17 protein-coding genes are annotated in these 15,974 nt (G+C 61.0%); 9 read left to right on the plus strand and 8 right to left on the minus strand.

Annotated elements, in window-relative coordinates:
• The 5 genes from Q8L50_RS08330 to Q8L50_RS08350 all read right to left on the minus strand — a co-directional run.
• The coding region (locus Q8L50_RS08330) for an aldehyde dehydrogenase family protein (protein ID WP_305348202.1) at nt 1–229 on the minus strand (229 nt) is incomplete at its 3' end.
• A gap of 71 nt (nt 230–300) precedes the next feature.
• Entirely contained in the window at nt 301–963 is a 663-nt protein-coding gene (locus tag Q8L50_RS08335) for an ATP-binding cassette domain-containing protein (protein WP_305348203.1), read from the minus strand.
• Between the two features lie 5 nt (nt 964–968).
• Nucleotides 969–1,700: an ABC transporter ATP-binding protein gene (locus tag Q8L50_RS08340; RefSeq protein WP_305348204.1), complete on the minus strand. Its 732-nt coding sequence runs from the start codon at nt 1,698–1,700 to the stop codon at nt 969–971.
• Nucleotides 1,697–2,440 (minus strand): ABC transporter ATP-binding protein, encoded by a 744-nt coding sequence (locus tag Q8L50_RS08345; protein ID WP_305348205.1) that lies wholly within the window; start codon nt 2,438–2,440, stop codon nt 1,697–1,699. Before Q8L50_RS08345 ends, Q8L50_RS08340 begins: the two co-directional genes overlap by 4 nt.
• The gene (locus tag Q8L50_RS08350; protein ID WP_305348206.1) at nt 2,437–3,450 is read right to left on the minus strand and encodes a branched-chain amino acid ABC transporter permease; all 1,014 of its coding nucleotides are present in this window, start codon (nt 3,448–3,450) and stop codon (nt 2,437–2,439) included. Before Q8L50_RS08350 ends, Q8L50_RS08345 begins: the two co-directional genes overlap by 4 nt.
• Nucleotides 3,451–3,598: 148 nt before the next feature.
• Here Q8L50_RS08350 and Q8L50_RS08355 point away from each other — a divergent pair, with 148 nt between their 5' ends.
• The 8 genes from Q8L50_RS08355 (at nt 3,599) to Q8L50_RS08390 (ending at nt 12,717) form a co-directional block, all read left to right on the plus strand.
• Entirely contained in the window at nt 3,599–4,471 is an 873-nt protein-coding gene (locus Q8L50_RS08355; protein WP_305348207.1) for a MurR/RpiR family transcriptional regulator, read from the plus strand.
• The gene (gene iolC, locus Q8L50_RS08360; protein WP_305348208.1) at nt 4,468–6,390 is read left to right on the plus strand and encodes a 5-dehydro-2-deoxygluconokinase; all 1,923 of its coding nucleotides are present in this window, start codon (nt 4,468–4,470) and stop codon (nt 6,388–6,390) included. The genes Q8L50_RS08355 and iolC overlap by 4 nt, the downstream gene beginning before the upstream one ends.
• Before the next feature lie 19 nt (nt 6,391–6,409).
• Entirely contained in the window at nt 6,410–7,312 is a 903-nt protein-coding gene (locus tag Q8L50_RS08365) for an NAD(P)-dependent oxidoreductase (protein ID WP_305348209.1), read from the plus strand.
• A gap of 27 nt (nt 7,313–7,339) precedes the next feature.
• Entirely contained in the window at nt 7,340–8,689 is a 1,350-nt protein-coding gene (locus tag Q8L50_RS08370) for an ABC transporter substrate-binding protein (protein WP_305348210.1), read from the plus strand.
• A gap of 8 nt (nt 8,690–8,697) precedes the next feature.
• Entirely contained in the window at nt 8,698–10,035 is a 1,338-nt protein-coding gene (locus Q8L50_RS08375) for an ABC transporter substrate-binding protein (RefSeq protein ID WP_305348211.1), read from the plus strand.
• A 41-nt stretch (nt 10,036–10,076) separates the two neighbouring features.
• A complete protein-coding gene (locus tag Q8L50_RS08380; RefSeq protein WP_305348212.1) occupies nt 10,077–11,006 on the plus strand; it encodes a branched-chain amino acid ABC transporter permease in 930 nt (309 codons plus the stop codon).
• Nucleotides 11,007–11,102: 96 nt separating this feature from the next.
• The gene (locus tag Q8L50_RS08385; RefSeq protein ID WP_305348213.1) at nt 11,103–11,846 is read left to right on the plus strand and encodes an SDR family NAD(P)-dependent oxidoreductase; all 744 of its coding nucleotides are present in this window, start codon (nt 11,103–11,105) and stop codon (nt 11,844–11,846) included.
• Between the two features lie 61 nt (nt 11,847–11,907).
• Entirely contained in the window at nt 11,908–12,717 is an 810-nt protein-coding gene (locus tag Q8L50_RS08390; RefSeq protein ID WP_305348214.1) for an SDR family NAD(P)-dependent oxidoreductase, read from the plus strand.
• A gap of 21 nt (nt 12,718–12,738) precedes the next feature.
• Here Q8L50_RS08390 and Q8L50_RS08395 read toward each other — a convergent pair whose 3' ends face one another.
• Nucleotides 12,739–13,635, minus strand: coding sequence for a DMT family transporter (locus Q8L50_RS08395; protein WP_305348215.1), 897 nt, complete (start codon nt 13,633–13,635; stop codon nt 12,739–12,741).
• Nucleotides 13,636–13,672: 37 nt separating this feature from the next.
• A complete protein-coding gene (locus Q8L50_RS08400) occupies nt 13,673–14,191 on the minus strand; it encodes a flavin reductase family protein (RefSeq protein ID WP_305348216.1) in 519 nt (172 codons plus the stop codon).
• 223 nt (nt 14,192–14,414) lie between these two features.
• On the opposite strand from Q8L50_RS08400, the gene Q8L50_RS08405 reads away from it, so the two are divergent.
• Nucleotides 14,415–15,281, plus strand: a complete 867-nt coding sequence (locus Q8L50_RS08405) for a M14 family zinc carboxypeptidase (protein WP_305348217.1) — start codon at nt 14,415–14,417, stop codon at nt 15,279–15,281.
• A gap of 105 nt (nt 15,282–15,386) precedes the next feature.
• Here the strand turns inward: Q8L50_RS08405 and Q8L50_RS08410 are convergent, their stop codons facing one another.
• On the minus strand, nt 15,387–15,710 hold the full coding sequence (locus tag Q8L50_RS08410; RefSeq protein ID WP_305348218.1) for a hypothetical protein: 324 nt from the start codon (nt 15,708–15,710) through the stop codon (nt 15,387–15,389).
• Between the last annotated feature and the right edge of the window lie 264 nt (nt 15,711–15,974).

Consider the following 15,974-nt stretch of genomic DNA (forward strand, 5'->3'; position numbering starts at 1 on the left):
GGCGAATCGGTGGGGTGTCGGCCCAGGCGGGGAAGGCGGCAACCCCTGCGGCAACTGCAGCATCGACTTCAGCGGCGTTGGCCAGGGCCACGCGGCCTGTCACTGCTCCGCTGGCAGGGTTGAAGACGGGCTGGCTGCGGCTGGACAGGCCAGGGGCGTGTTTGCCCGCTGTCCAGTGTCCCAGGAGGGCGGGCGCAATATGCGTGAGAACGGGAAGGGTTGCGGTCATGCGGTTTCTTTGTTGAATAGACGTGGCGCGTAGCCAGGCCACAGAGGGCGTGGCGGCACAAGAGCAGAAGATCAGGCAGGCTGAAGCTGTGGGCCGGGCGCTTCCCGGCTTGATTCCAGGGTTGGTGCCAGTGCACCCAGATAGGCGCGCACCCTCGGGTCAGCCGCCAGGCTGTTGAAGTCTGGTGCCTGCGTCACCACACCTTTTTGCACAAAAATAAAGCGCTCACAGCTTTTGCGCAGAATGTCGATGTGATAAGGCTCGTTGGGATGCAGGCACAGGAACACTATGCGCCCCTGGCTTTTGAGTTTGCTGAAAAAATCCAGCATGAACCCGATATAGCCGTCCTGCGTATTGAACTGGGGTTCGTCAAACAAGTGCACCAGTGGCGAGTTGACCGCAGCATGCTCCAGCATGAAGTCGGGCTTGCTCTTCTGGAAAGAGCGCACCTGGTAGGACTGGTGGTAATGAACCGCAAGACGGTCGCGCTCCGTGGTGCGCACCGCATGAATATCCTGACCATTGACGAGAACACGTCCCCCTGTCGGCAGGTTGCTTCCGGTGATCAGTTCAAACAGCGTGGTCTTGCCTGAACCGTTGGGCCCCATGACGCCGATCACACAAGGCTTGTTGACCTCGAAATCGGCAGTCAGCGAAAAGGTCGTGGTCTTGCGAAAAATACCGCGCTGATAACGTTTCGCGACGTTTTCAACGCGCAATAGAGGGTGACTCATACGGACTAAACTCCCAATAAATGTAAGCGCAGGGCCGCGTCATTGCGCAAATCGGCTGCGGGACCGTCGTGAACAATCTTGCCGTGGTCCATCACATAAACCCGGTCGGCAACCTGCAGCGCGCTTTGTACGTTTTGCTCGACGACCAGCACCGCAATGCCCTCGGTCTTCAGGCGGGTGATGGTTTTCATCACGTCCTGAACCACCTTGGGTGCCAGACCCTGACTCGGCTCGTCAAACAGCACCAGCCCGGGCGAACCAAGCAGTGCGCGCGAGATGGCCACCATCTGCATTTCGCCACCGGAGAGGTTTTCGCATTCGCGGTGCATCAGGTACTCCATCGCACTGAAGATCTCGAAGCACTCTTTCTGACTCCATTTGCGAAAGCGCGTATTCTTGCGCGCAATCGCCAGATTGCGGGCCACCGTCAGCGTCGGGAAAATACGCCGGTCGTCCGGCACCCAGCCCATACCGGCCTGGGCAATTTCGTGCGTCGGAGCGTGTGTGATGTCCTGCCCATCAAAACGGATGGCCCCCTTGTTCGCCTGCGTCAGCCCCAAAATAGAGCGCAGGGTGGTGGTTTTTCCAGCGCCATTGGGCCCGAGCAAGGCAACGACCTCGCCAGCACCGACCTGGAGGGAAACGTCGAACAACACCTGCGTCTCGCCGTAAAAAGTGTCGATGTGATCGACCGAAAGCATTTCGGCTTGCGGAGATGGTTTGAGGACCGCGTTCATGCCATGGCTCCCAGGTTGGAGCGGCGCACCCACTCGTTTTGCCGCAGCTCGGCAGGTGTGCCCTGGGTGATGACCTGACCCCAATGAATGACGGAAATCTGGTCGGCCAGACTGAAAAGAAAATTCATGTCGTGCTCAATAATGACGATGGTCAGCTGCCGTTTCAGTTCCCTCACCAGCCCGGCGAGCCGTGCGGTGCCCTCTGCACCGAGGCCTGCGGTCGGCTCATCCAGAAACAGCATGCGTGGCTCGGCGGCAAGTGCAACGCCTATTTCGAGTGCGCGGCGTTCACCGTAGGACAGGCTGCTGGCCAATATGCGTTCCTTGCCCTTGAGGCCTACCCGCTCCAGCACGGCGGCCGCCAGATCCTGTGCGGTGCTGTCCGCCCCCAGGTCGCGCCAGGGGTTGAAACCCTGCTTGCGTACATGGGGTGTGGCGACCAGCACGTTGTCGAGCGCGGTGTAGCTGTCAAAAAGATTCATGATCTGAAAAGACCGCGAGACACCTTTGCGGGCGATCTCGCGCGGCGACAGGCCGGTGATGTCCTGGCCGGCGAAAGTGACCGTTCCACGGTCGGGTTTGTAGCGACCCGTCAGTACGTTGAAGCAGGTGGTTTTTCCGGCGCCATTGGGTCCCATGATGCCGGCCAGTTGACCTTCCTCAAAGCCCAGTGAAATATCCTGCAGCACTACCTGGGCACCGAAACGTTTGGAAAGGCCAGTGGCTTCAAACAGCTTCACAGCGCACCTCCTGCGGGAACTGCGACAGGCGCGGGCGCTGGCTTTACCCTGGCCCGCCAGGCCTGCCACGCACCTGCAACACCTTCTGGTTTGTAGAGAACCATGGCCATGAAAATCAGACCGTACCAAAGCAACCAGGTCTCGGTGTAAGCGCCCAGCAAATCGCGGGCCAGGATGAAAAAGACGGCGCCAATCAGCGGCCCCCAGAAGCTCACCAGGCCGCCGCCTATCAATACCATCATCACGACGAATCCCGAATTGTGAAGGCTCATGACGTTCGGGTAAGCCGACTGCTGGGCCATGGCAAACAGGGCGCCAGCCAGGCCAGCCACAGCGGTGGAAAGCGTGAAAGCCAGCCACTTGTAAAGCCAGACGTTGTAGCCGACAAACGCAGCGCGGGTTTCGTTTTGCTTGATGGCGCTGAAAATGCGCCCGAGCGGCGAGTGGATCAGGCGCCAGAGGCCGAACAGCACAATCGCGAATACGGCCAGACCAAAGAAAAACAGGGCGTCGTTGCTGGCCAGGCTAAAGGATACAAAACCGAAGTCGGCCGGAAGGCGCTTGATGTTGAGCAGTCCGTCTTCGCCACCGGTGACGGTATGCCACTTGTTGGCAACAAACCAGAACACCTGGCCAAAAGCGATGGTCAGCAGCGCGTAGTAAATGCCACGCCGGTGTGAAATAAAAAGCGCGACCAGCGCTCCCACGGCTGTAGCGACCAGCACAGCGCCCAGCAGATCGAACCACAAGTTCGGCCAGACCCGTAGTTGCAGCAAACCGAAAGCGTAGGCCCCTACCCCAAAAAAAGCGCCATGTCCGAAGGACGGCAGACCGGTGAAACCGAGCAGCAGGTTGTAGCCCATCGCAAACAAAATCCAGATCATGATTTCGAGGGCCAGGTATTGATACAGGCCCACATGTGTGACCCAGAGCGGCGTGGACAGCAGGATCGCCAATGTGATCAGCATTGGCGGTGGAAAGAGGGGCGCGCGGCCTGAGGCGAGTTGCATGAAGTTGTCTCTGAAGGAATAAATAAAAAAAGCTGGACAAAACAGAATATACGTTCTAATATTTGAAAATGCAAGAATATTTGTTCTATTTACGTGTCGCGCCAGAGATCTTTTCCGGCGCACATTTCCAAGGCAGCGCGGAGTATTTATGGAATCTGTGACAACTTACGATGAGTTGAAAGACGTGATAAGCCGGGCCTACCCGGGTATGTCCAAACAACTGCAACGCATCGCGCGGTTTGCGCTGGAGCAGCCTCATGATATGGCGCTGGGCACGGTGGCGACCGTGGCCGAGGCCACCGAGGTGCAGCCCTCGGCCATGATCCGTTTTGCCAATGCCTTGGGCTACGGCGGATTCTCCGAAATGCAGCAGGTCTTTCGTGGGCATCTGCTTGAGCGTTCAGACACCTACCGGGAGCGCATTGAACAAATGCGGCGCAAGCAGGTGCGGGGCGCGCGTGCCCCATCAAGCGTTTTGCACCAGCTGGTGACCGAATCTGTCGCGGAGCTGGGGCACCTGGAGGAGAAGGTCTCGCAACTGGACATGAAGGCAGCTGTCAAGCTGATCGCCGTCGCGCCGCGCATTCATGTCCTGGCGCAGCGGCGGGCTTTTCCTGTGGCGGGTTATCTGGCCTATGCGCTGAGCCAGCTTGAGCTTAAAACCCATCTGCTCGATGGCGCTGGCGGCATGCTGCGGGAGAGTTTGCGTTCGATCGCCCCCGGCGACGTGATGATCGCCGCGAGCTTTCGAAACTACTCGCCCGAAGTCATAGAGGCCGCCGCCACCGCAAGCCGCTGTGGAGCGTCGGTGATCGCCATCACGGACGGGCCGCTGTCACCGCTGAAGGCATCGGCCAGGGTCTGCCTGGAGCTGGCCGATGACTCTTCCAAACCTTTCCGCTCGTTGGTAGCACCGCTTTGTCTTGCGCAGGCTCTTGTGGTCAGTACCGGGCACCACCTGGCCGAGCAATCGGCGGACAAACCGGTGCGTGCCGCGCCGCGTCGCAAGGAGACCCGATGAAACGCGCTTTTGATCTGATTTGCATGGGTCGGGCCGCTGTAGACCTCTATGGGGAGCAGATTGGCGGGCGGCTGGAGGATATGCTGACCTTTACCAAGTACCTGGGCGGCTCTCCGGCCAATACAGCGGTCGGCTCGTCGCGGCTGGGTCTGAAGGCGGCCATGCTGACGCGCGTTGGCGACGAACACCATGGGCGTTTCGTACGTGAAACGCTGATGGCCGAGGGTGTGGATGTGAGCCATGTTGCCACCGACCCGAAACGCCTGACAGCGCTTGTGTTCCTGGGCATCCAGGACCGCGATACATTTCCCCTGATTTTTTACCGCGACAACTGCGCCGACATGGCCATCAGTCAGGAGGATTTTGACGCAGACTTCATCGCCTCCAGCACGGCGCTGCTGCTGTCGGGTACCCACCTTTCCCAGCCGCATACCTATGCCAGCTGCTGCAAGGCGATGACGCTGGCCCGTGCGGCCGGCACACGCGTGGTACTGGACATCGACTACCGACCCGTGTTGTGGGGCCTTGCCAGTCCCGGCATGGGTGAGCAGCGATTTGTGCCCTCGCCCGAGGTCAGTGCGCACCTGCAGACAGTCATCGGTCAGTGTGACCTGGTGGTCGGTACGGAAGAAGAAATCCATATCGCAGGCGGCAGCACGGATACGCTGGCTGCATTGCGCCGCCTCCGTGAATTGACGGTGGCGACGTTGGTGGTCAAGCGTGGCCCCATGGGCTGCGTGGTGTTTGACGGGCCCATTCCGGACGATCTTGAAAAAGGGTTGAAGGGTCCCGGTTTTCCCGTCGATGTGTACAACGTGCTTGGCGCCGGTGATGCTTTCATGGCCGGATTTTTGCGCGGGTGGATCAGGGACGAACCCCTCGCCCGTTGCTGCGCCTATGCCAACGCCTGTGGCGCCCTGGTGGTGTCGCGCCACGGTTGTGCACCTGCCATGGCCAGCTGGGAGGAGTTGCAGTACTTTCTGCTGCACGGGTCCACGACGCGCCGCCTGCGCGAGGACGCACAGCTGGAGCACCTGCATCGCGTCAGCACGCGCACACGCCGTTGGGAGGAGCTGGTCATCCTCGCATTTGATCACCGGGTTCAGCTTGAAGACATTGCCGCCCGACACGGCGTCGGCAATGAGCGGATCAACCTGTTCAAGGCCCTGATTGCCGAGGGCGCGCGCCAGGGAGCTGGGCGCCGGCCGGGCGTGGGCATCATCGTCGACGGGCGCTTCGGGGAAGACGTGTTTCCAGCGATGACCGGCAAAGGCTGGTGGATTGCCCGGCCGGTCGAGCTGCCAGGGTCCCGCCCTCTGCGATTTGAAGCCGGCGCCCACCTTGGGCTGGCCATGCGCGCCTGGCCCGGGGAACATGTGGCCAAGTGCCTGGTGAGTTACCACCCGCACGACCCCACCGCGTTGCGCGAGACCCAGCTTTCACGCCTGTCAGAGTTGCAACGGGCCAGCGTGGAGACCTTTCATGAGTTCCTCGTGGAAGTGATTCCACCCAACGACATGCAGAGCGACGAAACCACCGTGCCCGAAGCCCTGGCGCAGATCTACGCAGCCGGCATCTTCCCTGACTGGTGGAAGCTGCCACCGGCAGCTTCTGCCGCCGAATGGGCGGCCATTGCCGAGGTGATTGAGCGCTACGACCCGCATTGCCGTGGCGTGCTGGTTCTGGGACTGGAGGCCAGTGAGGACGAGCTGGAGCAGAGTTTCAGGGTCGCTGCGCCGCACCCGATATGCCGCGGGTTTGCCGTCGGCCGATCCATCTTCGCAGAGGCTGCGACCGCCTGGTTTGGCGGCCAGATGAGCGACGCCGATGTGGTCAGGGATGTGGCGCAACGGTACTTGCGGCTGATCAAGCTGTGGGATGAAGCACGAAGCGGGGCCACTGAGGCGCTGGCCAACTAACAACGCAAAGGTAAAAAGCATGACACCAAAAATCGGATTTATCGGTATCGGCATGATGGGGCACGGCATGGCTAAAAACCTGCTGGCCAAGGGTTATGCGCTGACTTTCAAGGTCAACCGCAACCGCGACAACCTGGCCGACCTGATTGCAGCCGGCGCACAGGAAGCCAGCACCAACGCGCAATGCGCCCAGTCCTCGGACATTGTTTTTATCTGCGTCACCGGATCGCCGCAAGTCGAAGAAATTGTCTATGGCAACAATGGTTTGCTCAGTGCCGGTCGTGAGGGACTGATCGTGGTTGACACGTCGACTGCAGAGCCTGCTTCCAGTGCAAAAATCCGCGCGGACCTCGCCGCCAGGGGCATTCGGCTGGTCGATGCGCCGTTGGCCCGTACCCCGAAAGAGGCTGAGGAGGGGCGCCTGAACACCATGGTCGGGGCCAGCCCGGAAGACTTCAAGACCCTGGAGCCTGTGCTCAAGGCCTTTTGCGAAAACATCTTCCATGTGGGACCGCCCGGCCATGGCCATGTGCTCAAGCTCGTCAACAACATGATGGCCATGAGTTTTGCCGCGTCCATTGCAGAGGCATTTGCCGTCGCCGCCAAAAGCGGGCTGAGCCTGAACCGTCTTTATGAAGTCATCTCGGCAGGCGGTGTCAATTGCGGAATTTTCCAGATGATGACGACAAAAACCCTCCAGGAGGGTGATGTCACTGGATTCAAGTTTGGCATCGCCAACGCTCAGAAAGACCTGCGCTATTACACCCACCTTGCCGAAATGCTGCCGGTCTCCAGCTTCATGGGCGAGGCGGCACACCAGAGTTTTGTACAGGCAGTCAACGCCGGTTTTGGCGACAAGCTGATTGCATCCCTTTTTGAAGCCCAGGAAAAATTGAACGACGTCAAGATCATTCCCCGTTAAATCCACCAACCATTGAAGGAGACAAGCATGAGCGATATCAAGAATGAAACACCATCTGGCCCAACCCAGGACGCGGCATCGGCGTCCAGGCGCAAGATGCTCAAAAATTCAAGCCTGGCGCTGGTCGGCGCGGGGCTGTATGGCGCCGCACCGTTCATGGGCCCCTGGAAGCATAACCATGTGTGGGCCCAAACCGGTCAGAAAAAGCCGCTGACCATTGGCCTGACCATGGATGCATCCGGGCAGTATGGCGCCTCCGGCACGATGGAGCGTCTTGGCGCCATGATGGCGATCAAGGAATTCAATGACAAGGGCGGTGTGCTGGGCCGGCGTATTGAGGCGATTCACATCGACACCGAAACCACGCCTGCCACCGGTTCCCGCGCCGCGGAGCGCATGATCACGCGCAATGAGGCGTCCTTCCTGATCGGGGCGGTCCATTCCGGTGTTTCCAACGCCATCTCGCAGGTTGCCCAGAAGTACGGCACCATTTTTCTCAATACCAACTCCAGCTCGCCCACAGAGGCCGGCAAGGACTGCCACCGTACCAAGTTCGTCTGGGACGGCAACGGCACCAACTTTTCCAACGCCATTGTCAAAAATGCGATCAAGGCCAACGGCCGCAACTGGGTGTTGCTGACCAACGACTACGTGTGGGGCCACACCACATCCAAGGCCACGCGCGCGATCGTCGAGGCCAATGGCGGCCGCATCGTCGAAGAGTTGCTGGTGCCGCAGAACACCCGTGATTTCGCTTCCTACCTGCTCAAGTTGCAGCAGCTCAAACCACACGTTGTCGCCACCGCTGTGGGCGGTGATGACATCAAGGCACTGCGCCAGCAGGTGGTACAGCTCAAGATGAACCAGAGCATGGCGTGGATCAACAACCAGCAGGACTGGCCTGATGTGTATGGCCTTGGCCCTGAGTCGATCTTTGGCGTGTTTGGGACGACCTGGTACTGGAAACTCAACCTGCCGGGTGTGAAAGAGTTTGTGGCGGCCTACCAGAAGCAATTTCCGGGCATGGCGATCCGTGTGCCCGGCAACGTCTATCACAACGGCTACATGGCGACGCGCGAGCTGTTGCGTTGTGCCGAAGAAGCCGGCACCACCAACAACATCGCCGTCATCAAAAAGCTGGAAGGCCGCAAGATGAGCGCGGTGGACCGCCTGCAGCACTTTGACGCATGGATGGACCCGGTGACCCACCAGTGCCAGCAGACCATTTACATGGCCACTTACAACGAGGCGCCGGCCGAGAAGGACGACATCTTCAGGATCGTGACCCAGAGCGATCCCAAGGATGTGCAGGACAAGGACGCCCAGAACGCCTGCAAGCTGGAGAGCTACGAAGCTACTCCGACTTACGACGTGTAGGCACCACCATGAGCACCGACCACAACAGCGGCGCGGGAGCGCTGCAGGGCGCAGCCATCCCGACGCTCGCCCAGCGGCAGAGACGAAAACTGATTCAGGGTACCGGTGCCGCCGTCCTGGGCTGTTTTGGCCCATGGTCGGTGCATCGTGCCTGGGCGCAGGCGAATGGCAAGAAGCCCTTGCTGATCGGACTGACCACCGATGACACCGGTCAATACGGTGCCAGCGGACAGGACGAGCGGCGCGGCATTCTGATGGCGATCGCCGAGGCCAATGAGCGCGGTGGCGTGCTCGGACGCCGCATTGAAACCGTGCACGCCGACACCGGCGGTGATGCGGTCAAGGCAGCGGCGGTCGCTACCGAGATGTTGAGCGGCAAGGAAGTTGGCTTCCTGATGGGCGGCGTGCACTCCGGCGCAGCCAATGCCATTTCCAAAGTGGCCCAGAAGTCCGGCTGCATCTATTTCAACACCAATTCCAGTTCACCGACGGAGGCCGGCAAAGACTGTCACCGTGTGAAGTTTGTCTGGGACGGCAACGGCACCAACTTTTCAACCTCGGTAGTCAAAGGTGCCATGACGGGTTTTGGCCGCAACTGGTTGTTGCTGACCAGCGACTACCTGTGGGGCCACAACACGGCCAAGGGCATACGCAGCATTGTCGAAAGCAACGGCGGGCGCATTGTCGAAGAATTGCTGGTACCGCAAAATACGCGCGACTTCTCAGCCCAGCTCAAGAAAATCCAGCAACTCAACCCCGGCGTGATTGCTACCGCGGTCGGCGGCGATGATCTCAAGGCGCTGCGTGAGCAGGTGCGCAAAGCCGGGCTGGACCGCAGCTTTGGCTGGATCAACAACCAGCAGGACTGGCCTGACGTGTACGGCCTGGGCCGGGAGGCCATGTTCGGCATATTCGGTACGACCTGGTATTGGGGCCTGACCTTGCCAGGCGTCAAGGAATTTGTTGTCCGGTACCAGCGCGCCAACCCCGGCTACCGCATCAAGGTGCCGGGCAACGTGTTTTACAACGGGTACGTGGCAACCCACGAACTGTTCAGCGCCATTGAACGGGTTGGATCCACCAACAACCTGAAAATCATCCGCGAACTGGAAAATCTCAAGGTTCCGGCCATTCGGCGCATGCAGCATGAAGACGCCTACATGAACCCTGTGACGCACCAGTTGCAGCAGAACATTTACATGGCCTCGTACAACTCCTTCCCCAAGCAGGAAGACGACATCTTTCGCATCCTCGGGCGGATGCGGCCGGACGAGGTGGAAGACAAGGACGCCATGCAGCAATGCAAGCTGGAATCGTATGCCCAGACGCCCACTTACGAGCCGTAATCAAGCCCCGCGAAACCAACCCTTCCAACGCAAAGACTTCCATGGATTTCATTTTTCAAATTCTTCCCCATCTCGTCAACGGCGTTTCGCTGGGTCTGCTGTTCGCGCTCATTGCGCTTGGCTTCATGCTGATTGTGGGGGTCATGGAGACCATCAATCTGGCGCATGGTTCGCTCTTTGCGCTCGGCATGTATTTCGCGCTGTTCATGGTGGCGCCGCAGCTTGGCATGTTTCCGGGCCTGCAGGCCTGGTACATGGCCTTTCCGATCGAAACCCGTTACCTGATTGCGCTGATTCTGGCGCCCATCTTTGTCGGCCTGTTCGGCATGCTGCTGGAGCTGTGCATGCGTCGCACGTATGGCCGTGACCCGCTTTATGGCTTGCTGCTGACTTTCGGTGCTGCGCTGGTGATTGAAGAGGGCATACGCGTGATCTGGGGCTCGTCCGAGAAGCAACTGGCCTTGCCGCAGGCCATTTCGGGCGCCTTTCTTCTGGGCGATCTGGTGTACTCAAAGTACCGGTTCTTCGCCAGCGGTTTTGCCATACTGATGATTTTGCTGTTGTGGCTGTTTCTGCAAAAAACGCCTTACGGTGCCATCATCAAGGCTGGCGCACACGACAGCGAAATGGTGCGCGCACTGGGCATCAATCTGTCGCGCCTGCGCCTCTTTGTGTTTGGCCTGGGTGTGGCGCTGGCAGCGATTGCCGGTGTGGTGATGGCTCCCATCTGGGGCATCCGGCCGCATGTGGGGGTGGATGCGGTGGTGCCGGCCTTCCTGATCATTGTGCTCGGCGGGGTGGGTTCGCTCTGGGGGGCGGTGATTGCCGGCTTGATGGTGGGTATGGTGGTTGGCATGACCGGCTCTTATGCTTCCGAGTGGTCGCTGATGTCCATGTATTTGTTGTTCATCGCGGTGGTGACCTTCCGTTCGCGCGGTTTGTTTGGCAAGAAAAGTGTGCTGGATGCCTAGATGGGCCCCCCTGGGGGGCAACAGCTGCGGCCCGGCAAAGCCGGTTCCGCGCTGTTACTGGACTTGAATATTCGCATGACTGTAGAAAGTTAATTGATGAAACCGCTCCAAGATAAAGTCGCGCTGGTCACCGGTGCAGCTGGCACCATGGGTCTGGCGGCGGTACGCGTGTTGCTGGAGGACGGGTGCAAGGTGGCGATGGTTGATGTGAACCACGAGCGCAACCGTGCGCTGGCTGCGGAGCTGGGCCCGTCTGCCTTGCCCTTTTCCTTCGACATCGGTGATGCCGGCAACGTGCTGGAGGGCCATGCGCTGATTGTGGGAGCGCTGGGCCCGGTGGACATCCTGGTGAACAACGCCGGCATTCTCTCCAACAACAAGGTCGAAGCGACCGATGCGGGTGAATGGCGACGGGTCATGGGCGCCAACCTTGACGGCGCGTTTTTCCTGGCCCAGCAGGTGGTACCGGCCATGAAGGCCAGGCGCTTTGGCCGCATCATCAACACCAGCTCGCTCGCGGCCAAAACCGGAGGGTTGACGGCGGGCACCGCTTACTCGGTGTCCAAGGGCGCCATGAGCGCATTGACATTTTCACTGGCGCGCGAACTTGCGGCATTTGGTGTGACGGCCAATGCCATCGCGCCTGCCTACGTGCGGACGCCGATGATCACCGAGCAGCTCAACGAAGAGCAGCGCCAGAAGTTGCTGCGCGATATTCCGGTGGGACGCTTTTGCGAGCCCGAAGAGTTTGCGCATGTGGTGCGTTTTCTGGCCTCTCCGCTGTCGGGGTTCATCACCGGTGAGATCATTGACCTGAACGGTGGACTGTTGATGGACTGAAGGCCTCCAGGCCGCCTTGACTGACTTCCCGCCTTTGCTAGCAACGTTTTACAGAACACCCATGAGCATCACCCCGCGCATCGATTTCACTTCGGCACTGTCCGGGCTTTTTGACCTGCGCGGTAAAACTGCTTATGTTCCCGGCGGTTATGGCGGTATCGGCGAGGCGATCGCCTGGGCGCTGGCCCTGGCCGGGGCGCGCGTGGCGGTGTCCGGGCGCGACGAGGGCAAGGCGCAGGCGGTTGCCGCTGCCTTGCGGGCCGCCGGCCATGATGCGCTGGGCCTGGCCATGGACGCGCACTCGGTGCCACACATCCAGGAATCGGTGGACGCGGTGGCCCGGCACTTCGGTGGCCTGGACATCCTTGTCAACTGCGTGGGCATGCAGCGCGAGCAGGCCTTGCTGGAGGTCACCGAGGAGGTTTATGACGAGGTGCTTCAGGTCAACCTCAAGGCGGCGATGTTCCTGGCCCAGGCTGCAGCCAAAAAGCAGATCGAGGGCGGTCGCGGTGGTGCCCAGGTGCATCTGCTGTCGGTGCGTGCCCAGCTTGGCCTGCGCGGACGCGGCTATTCGGCCTATTGCAGCAGCAAGGGCGGGCTGGTGATGATGATTCGCCAACACGCCAGTGAACTGGCTGTCCATGGCATCACCGTCAACGGCATTGCGCCTACGGTGGTCCAAACCGACATGGCGCGCCACTGGCTGGAAAACCCGGACACCCGCAAGCAGGTGCTGGACCGCATTCCGCTGGGACGCGTTGCGGATCCCCAGGACGTGGCGGGCGCAGCGGTGTTTTTTGCAGCACCGGCAGCGGCTTTTGTCACCGGTCAGGTGTTGTACCTGGATGGCGGCATCACCGCTTCGCAATAAGCCACCGCCGCAAGGGGCGACTCAGGTCGCGGGCTTGCGGTTGACCAGCACGATGCCCGCCGCCACCAGCGCCAGCGCCGCCAGCAGGCTGGGGGTGGCCGCTTCATGGAGCCACAGCGCGCCGAACAGCAGCGCAAACAGCGGCGTCAAAAACACAAAGACAGAAATTTTGGTCGCCGGATACCGGCCCAGCATCCACATCCACGCCAGGTAGCTGGCAAATGCGCCCACCACCGTCTGCAACACCAAGGATGTGACGGCAAACGGGCTGAAGGACCCCACCCACTGTTCGCCGAGTGCCAGCGACAGCAGCGGCAGGGTTACCGTGCTGACGGCCACCTGGTAAAAAAGCAGCTTTTCTGCGGACACTTTGGCCAGCGAGGACGCGCGGATGACCACGGTGGTCAGGCCCCACAACATGCCGGCCGTCAACGCCATCACGTCGCCGAGCCAGGTCGATGCCGCGCCAGCGCTGAAGCCTTCGCGCAGCGCAAAAGCCACCGCCGCAAACGCACAGGCCAGACCCAGCCATTGCACGGGCCTCAGCGTTTCAGACTTCACCCAGATCGGCAACAGGGCCGCCACCCAGAACGGTGAGGTGTAGAGAAACACCGTGAGCCGCGAGGCACTGGTGTACTGCAGGCCCACATACAGGCAGGCAAACTCGGCGGCGAACAGGCTGCCCGCCAGCAGCCCCGCACGCAAAGAGCCGTCGGCGCCAAACAATTTGACGCCGCGCCAGACGCACCACAACAGCAGCAGCACGGTGGCACCGGCAAAACGGATGGACGCCTGGAAGGCCGGCGGCACTTCCACCAGCGTGGCCTTGACCAGCACCTGCTGAAAGCCCCAGAACAGGCAGCAGGCGAGGAGCAGGGCGATGGACAGGGTGTCGAGGTGATTTTTGCGTGGGATCATGGTGGGGCGTGCTGGTGCTCAGCTTGCGTGTCCGGCATCACAAGGGGTGCTCGGTGTAAAACCGGCCGCCGTGAAACAGCAGCGGCGCGGCGCCCGCGCGGTGGCTGCAGCGCTCCACTTCGCCGACAAAAATCACATGGTCGCCTTCTTCATAGCGGCTGCGGTTGAAACATTCGAAGACGGCAGCAGCGCCCGTCAGCAAGGGGGCGCCGCCCACACCTTCGGTCCAGGCAACGTCGGCCCAACGGCCTTCGCGTCTGGCGGCAAAACGCTCCGCCAGCTCCTTCTGGTCGGCCGCCAGGATGTTGATCGCGTAGTGCGAACCGGTGCTCAGCGCGGGCAGAGAGCCGGCCGCGCGCGCCAGGCTCCAGAGCACCAGCGGCGGCTCCAGCGACACGGAGTTGAAGGAGTTGGCGGTCAGCCCGATCAACTCACCGCTGGCGGCGCGCGCCGTCACAATCGTGACCCCGGTGGCGAACATGGCCAGCGATGCGCGAAATTCGCGGCCTGAAAAACTCGGGCGGCCAGCCTGGCGGGGGGATACGGGAGGGGACATGGCTGTAATTTACCTGAAGCAGCCCGCACTCCGGGTCTCGCCCGTGCTGGCCGCTGACGGTGCGGTGGCCGCTAAAATTCGGCCATGCGTACTTCCTGTTGTCCAGTGTCCTGTCCCGCAAATAAAGGCGATATGAAATCGCCCATTCAGCCGCCATGCGGCGTTGTTCGTCGTTGCCATAGCTACGGCTATGTCGCCTCCTCCCGCCTTGCCTGACAGCCGAATGGTCAATTTCATTTCATCACCTTATTTGCGGCACAGGACACTCACGCTGCTGCTGTCTGCCTTGTTTGTTTTGCCAGCCCATGCGGCAGCGCCTTGCGACGAATTCGTGCGCAAGCTGCCCAACGTCAAACGCAGCCTGTGCGAGGCGGCCAGGCTCGAAGCCACGACCGCCCGCTCCGTCAAGGGCCAGCCTCTCTGGATGCGCGACATCCAGCCCGACGATGTCCGCTTGCGTGTGCTGGTGCTCGGCGCCATACATGGCGATGAGCTGTCCTCGGCATCGGTAGCCCTGCACTGGATCCAGCTGGCCGAACAGATGGCGACGCCCTGGTCGCAGGCAGTGCATTGGCGCTTTGTGCCAGCGCTCAACCCTGACGGCCTGCTGTCCACGCCGCCGCGCCGTGTCAACGCCAACGGGGTCGACCTGAACCGCAATTTTCCAACACCCAACTGGGAGCGCGACGCCAAGGTGTACTGGGAAAAACGCACCCGCAAAGACCCGCGCCGCTGGCCCGGGCCGAAACCGCTGTCAGAGCCCGAGTCGGCTTTTTTGCACGGCGAGATGCAGCGCTTCAAGCCGCACCTGATTGTCAGCATCCACGCGCCGTACGGCGTGCTGGATTTTGACGGACCCTCTGTGCCGCCGTCCAAGCTGGGCCGCCTCTATCTGGACCAGGTCGGCATATTCCCCGGTTCTTTGGGCAACTACGGCGGGGTGCACAAAGGCGTGCCAGTGGTCACCATCGAGCTGCCGAATTCCACGCGCACACCGCTGGATGCGGAGATGCGCCAGATGTGGCTGGACTTGCTGCGGTGGATGAGCGAGCGCATGGGCCCCGCTTTGCCCGGCCCGCGGGTGCCCTGACAGCCGCTGTGGCCCGAGTATCAAGCGAAATCGGACTGTAGCCCTTATGGGGTGTGCGCAAACAGCTATCAATAGCATAGCAAATTGCAGCCCGATGGGCCAGCGTCACGGCCCCTTGAGCTTCTGGTAGGTCCGGTCCATGGCCGCGTCTTTGCCTGTGTCCTGCAAATTTCGTTTCAGATCGCGTGCTGCTTGCCGCACTTGCGGATCCGGTTGCGCGTCGGTCATGGCGCTGGTCTGGTCGCGCTCGTGGGGCAAAGCCAGACCGCTTTCATCCGACGCGTCTTGTGGGGTCACGTTTTGCCCCGGTCGCGACCGTCCTGTGGTCGGCGCCCTGGTTGACATGCCCTCGCTGCTGCCTGGTTCTACAGCCTGCGTGTGGTGAGCCGCTTCACCGCTGGCGGGCCGCGACGGGCTGGAATTGCTCATGTGTTTTCTCCTTTGGGTGACGGTGTTCCTGTCTGCACGATGCCGCATCCCCGTCTTTTGGTCTGTCAGTGCATGAAGTCGCGCCCTGTAGGAAGGTCTGCTCTCGAAGTCCGAAGGAGGCAGTCACCGCAAGGCCAAGTGCTGCCTGATTCGCCCTGGGCCAGGCAAAAGGCTACGATGTCACCTGCGGCGTGGGTGTCAGGGACCAGATGGGGCCAGTCGCTGGTGGGCTGACCAAAAAAGGAGAGGCACAGGGGGTTATGA

This window comes from Polaromonas sp. (assembly GCF_030680935.1).
Lineage (GTDB): Bacteria > Pseudomonadota > Gammaproteobacteria > Burkholderiales > Burkholderiaceae_C > Polaromonas.